Here is a 4348-nt window from a genome sequence, read left to right as displayed (position 1 = left end):
GTTCGGCGCTGTTGTTTGTGGCGGGGTTGGGGCTATCTGGGGTAATCACTGCCTGCAGTGGTGGGACAACTTCGGGCACTGACTCCAGCGCCGGTGGTCAGACTGCTGCACCCGAGACTATTGAGCTCACCCTGGTCAGCTACGCCGTGACCGAGGCAGCCTATTCAAACATCATTCCGCTGTTTGTTGAGAAGTGGGAAGCAGAGACTGGCCAGACCGTCGTTTTTGACCAAAGCTATGGCGGTTCTGGTAGCCAAACCCGAGCCGTGCTCGATGGTCTAGAAGCCGACATTGTTGCCCTAGCTATCCCTGCCGATACGATTCAGATTCAAGAAGCTGGCTTGATTGAACCTGGCTGGGAGCAAGAAACCCCCAATGGCGACGGCATCGTCCACAGTTCGGTGGGCGTCATCGTCACCCGCGAGGGCAACCCCAAAAACATTCAGGACTGGGCTGACCTAGTCCGACCCGACGTTACCTTTATCACCGCCAACCCCAAAACCTCTGGCGGAGCCCGGTGGAACTTCTTGGCTCTGTGGGGAAATATCTCTGAGACTGGCGGCACTGAGGAGCAGGCCAAAGCCTTTGCTACTGATGCGTTTGCTAATGTGCCGGTGCTTCCTAAAGATGCTCGGGAAGCCACCGACGTGTTCTTTACCCAAAACCAGGGTGACGCTCTGATCAACTACGAGAACGAGGTGCTGCTGGCCGCCCAGCAGGGGAACGAACTGCCCTACGTGATTCCTGACAACAACATCTTTATCGCTAACCCAGTTGCGGTGGTCGATACCTATGTGGATGAGCGCGGCACTCGCGAGGTGGCCGAGGCATTTGTCGCCTTTTTGTTCACCCCCGAAGCCCAGCGGGAATTTGCCAAAGTGGGCTTCCGACCAGTGCTTCCTGAGGTGCAGCAGGAGTTCGCAGACACGTTCCCTGAGGTGCCCAACCTGTTCACTGCCGAAGATTTTGGTGGCTGGGGCAAGATCCGTGAAGACTTCTTCGCCGACGGCGCAATCTTCGACCAGATTCAGGCTGATATTGCCAATCGCTAATGCTATGGGTTGAATCCCCTCTGGGAGGGGCAGGGGTGGGCCAACCCAGATCCCGAAAACCCACCCTGCCCTCCGGGCACCCCTCCTGGTAGGGGATGACCATTATTCTTGTTTTTACCGTTGAGCCATGACACCTGCCTCTATTGAGATCCGCCCATCTAACCGGCCCAAAAATGTTCTGCAAAAGGTCTCTATCCCCTGGATAGTCGTCTTTACCCACATGTTCGTGATTTTGCTGTTGCCGCTGCTGGCGCTGCTGCTGCGGGCACTCGTGCTTAACCCGGCAGAGTTTTGGGCGCTGGCTACCACCCCCGTTGCCCTATCGACCTACAACATCACCTTTGGCACCGCCATTGTGGCGGCGATCGTTAACTGTCTGGCGGGCACACTAACAGCTTGGGTGCTGGTGCGCTATGAGTTCCCAGGCAAGCGGTTTTTAGATGGCATCGTTGACTTGCCCTTTGCCCTACCAACGGCGGTAGCAGGGGTGACGTTGGCCACGGTCTACAACCAGAGCGGCTGGCTGGGCCAGTTCTTTGCCCCCTTCGGCATTCAGATTGCCTTTAGCCGGGTTGGGGTGGCGATCGCCATGATTTTTGTCTCGTTACCCTTTGTGGTGCGCACAGTGCAGCCGGTGCTGCAAGAGGTCGAACCCACTATTGAAGAAGCCGCTTGGTCTCTGGGGGCCTCTCAGTTTGACACCTTTTGGAAGGTGATTTTGCCGCCAATTATTCCCGCCATTTTGACCGGCACCGCCCAGGCTTTTGCCCGCGCCGTGGGCGAATTCGGCTCCGTGGTGCTGATTGCCGCCAACATCCCTTTTCAAGATTTGATTGCGCCGGTGCTAGTGTTCCAACGGCTGGAAGGGGCAGATATTCCTGGAGCCACCGTAATTGGTCTGGTGCTGCTGCTGATTTCGCTGATTTTGCTGTTAATTATTAACCTGCTGCAAGCCTGGGGTCGCCGTTATGACGCTTAACCTAAACGCTCAAGTCCCGATGGGGGAGACTGCGCTGCAGCCCAAAGCCCAACGGGAGTGGGCCAAAATTGGCCTGATTTTGCTGGTCTTCGCCTTCTTTACCGTGATTTTGATTGTGCCCGTCATCTATGTGTTTGTGGGCGCATTCAGCAACGGGCTCCCCGGCTTTTTGAGCACTCTCTCCAGTCGCGAGTTTCTCAATGCCCTTAAGCTAACGCTGATGGCGGTGGCGGTGGCGGTGCCCTTAAACGTGATTTTTGGCCTCTGTGCCGCCCTGGTGATCGCCCGCAAGAGCTTTCGGGGGCGCACTTTTTTGCTCAGCGTCATCGACCTGCCCTTTTCAATTTCGCCAGTGGTCGCCGGTCTCATGCTGGTGTCGCTTTACGGTCGCCAAGGGTTGCTCAACCCGGTGTTGCAGGCCATTGACCTGAGGATCATTTTTTCGTTTCCCGGTATTGCCTTGGCCACGATTCTGGGCGGTATGCCCTTTGTGGCCCGCGAGGTGATTCCGGTGCTGGAAGAAATTGGCGATGAGGAAGAGGAAGCGGCCCGCACCTTGGGGGCTAACGGTTGGCAAACCTTTTGGCGCGTCACTCTGCCTTCCATTCGCTGGGCGCTGGTCTACGGCATCATTCTTACCACGGCTCGGGCCATGGGCGAATTTGGCTCCATCGCCATTGTTTCCAGCAACTTGATTGGCCGCACCCAGACCCTTACCCTGTATGTCGATAGTGCTTACCGCAACTATAACTCCCAGGGGGCTTTTGCCACGGCGGTGGTGTTGGCGGGTCTGGCGGCGTTAACCCTGGTAATCAAGCAGGTGCTAGAGCATATCTATGTCCAGAGCCACAAGATTGAGTAGCCCTCTCCAGCAGATCATGGCTCCTCAACGTCTAACTGCCTGACACATCTCTGGAAACCCTTGAATTCTAGTGAGTTTCAGATTCTGTAAGTACCTTGAGTCAAGGCTTTCAAACTTCGAATTTGACCTTGTGGTTTCACCTCCCAAATCAACGACGAAATGGAGCTTTAAGACACTTGTGTCAGTCAGTTAGCCTCGACGCTACCTTATTAGGATTTGTTCAACAGTCGGTTTTATGAGGTTCAATCCCCATGGCGTCTGTCTCTCCCAATTATGGTCTTGAAGTCCTACACCTCAAAGACCCCGAAAGCCGAATTCAAACCCAGGTCAAAATCCGCATTCCTAAAGCTAGACATCCCGACCCAGTGATCTTCAACCTGATCAACCGCTACGATCTTAAGGTCAATATTCTGGGTGCCCTACTGGCTGCCAACGGACAGGAAGATGGCTGGTTTGATTTGGCAATTGAAGGTCGCGCCGCCACTATCCATGAAGCGCTGCTCGACTTGGTAGAGCTAGAAGCAGATCTGTGGTTCAATACCGACGCTGACGATGGTTACTGAAGTCAGCCCAGAAAAGCAAAAAGCAAAAAGCAAAATATGAGAAGAGCAAAGTCACGCTAGATTAATACCCAGCGTGACTTTTTTGAGATCGAGATTGTAACGAAGCTCGCAGAGGGCAAAGTCGTTGGACTCCCGGTGAAGCGAGAATCTCCTTACCTTTGGGTCGGGGAGTGTCAAGCCATCCTAAGTCTAACCTGAGTTCGGGATAAGCTGAAAGCCTCATTTTCTCGTGGGCTGAGATCTTGATTCCTTCATCCAACAAGCTGAACAATCCCTTTAACCCGAACTGACGTTAAATTAGTATGCGTTTGCCTTAGGGAATAGGGAAGCAGAACATTACGAACCCATTACCCATATATCCTTCAGATATACATTGCAAAGTAGCTCTCGAAAATCTCAGTATTGTCCGTCAAATTCTGCTCCGTTTGGTCGCGATCTTCCGGCACCGTCGTTGCTGCCTTTGGGGCGCTAGGGGGAATGACGTCGCCGCAATACTCGTTGGCGGGGATGGCCTGGCACATCTTTTTGGGGTAGCTCAGGCCCAGGTGGGCCATCAGGGTGATGAACTGGTCGCGGGTGCGATAACCGGAGGTTGAGCCTTGACCATCGGCAAAGCGGGGGTTGAGCCTTTTTTCTTCGCCGATGGTAGAGACGGTGCGACCCTGGTAGTCGTGGGCAGGGTAGACCCAGGTGTTGTCGGGCAGGGTAAACAGCTGCTGGGTGACGGTGTCGTAGAGAGTACCTGCGTCGCCCCCTTGCAGGTCGGTGCGACCGCAGCCGCGAATCAGCAGGGCATCGCCGGTCAGCAGATGGGTGGTGTTCACCAGAAAAGCCAGGTGGCCGCTGGTGTGGCCGGGGGTGGCGATCGCCTCAATCTGCACCGTCCCCAAAC

General features: G+C 54.9%; 5 protein-coding genes. 4 read left to right on the top strand and 1 reads right to left on the bottom strand.

Annotated elements, in window-relative coordinates; translation table 11 throughout:
- The 4 genes from V6D20_08065 to V6D20_08050 form a co-directional block, all read left to right on the top strand.
- On the top strand, positions 1–1052 hold a 1052-nt coding region (locus tag V6D20_08065; protein HEY9815740.1), incomplete at its 5' end, for a sulfate ABC transporter substrate-binding protein.
- A 127-nt stretch (positions 1053–1179) separates the two neighbouring features.
- Positions 1180–2031 (top strand): sulfate ABC transporter permease subunit CysT, encoded by an 852-nt coding sequence (gene cysT / locus V6D20_08060; protein ID HEY9815739.1) that lies wholly within the window; start codon positions 1180–1182, stop codon positions 2029–2031.
- The gene (gene cysW, locus V6D20_08055; GenBank protein ID HEY9815738.1) at positions 2021–2893 is read left to right on the top strand and encodes a sulfate ABC transporter permease subunit CysW; all 873 of its coding nucleotides are present in this window, start codon (positions 2021–2023) and stop codon (positions 2891–2893) included. The genes cysT and cysW overlap by 11 nt, the downstream gene beginning before the upstream one ends.
- Positions 2894–3144: 251 nt before the next feature.
- Entirely contained in the window at positions 3145–3456 is a 312-nt protein-coding gene (locus tag V6D20_08050) for an NIL domain-containing protein (protein HEY9815737.1), read from the top strand.
- A 362-nt stretch (positions 3457–3818) separates the two neighbouring features.
- Here V6D20_08050 and V6D20_08045 read toward each other — a convergent pair.
- On the bottom strand, positions 3819–4348 hold a 530-nt coding region (locus tag V6D20_08045), incomplete at its 5' end, for an MBL fold metallo-hydrolase (GenBank protein HEY9815736.1).

Source organism: Candidatus Obscuribacterales bacterium (assembly GCA_036703605.1).
Taxonomy (GTDB): Bacteria; Cyanobacteriota; Cyanobacteriia; order RECH01; family RECH01; genus RECH01.
Note: the sequence above shows the minus strand (reverse complement) of the source record. Positions and strands in the feature narration are given on the sequence as shown.

Bases quoted from the DNA above. Each gene is read 5' to 3' on its own strand.
- cysT (HEY9815739.1), top strand. From the start codon at position 1,180: ATGACACCTGCCTCTATTGAGATCCGCCCATCTAACCGGCCCAAAAAT.
- cysW (HEY9815738.1), top strand. From the start codon at position 2,021: ATGACGCTTAACCTAAACGCTCAAGTCCCGATGGGGGAGACTGCGCTG.
- V6D20_08050 (HEY9815737.1), top strand. From the start codon at position 3,145: ATGGCGTCTGTCTCTCCCAATTATGGTCTTGAAGTCCTACACCTCAAA.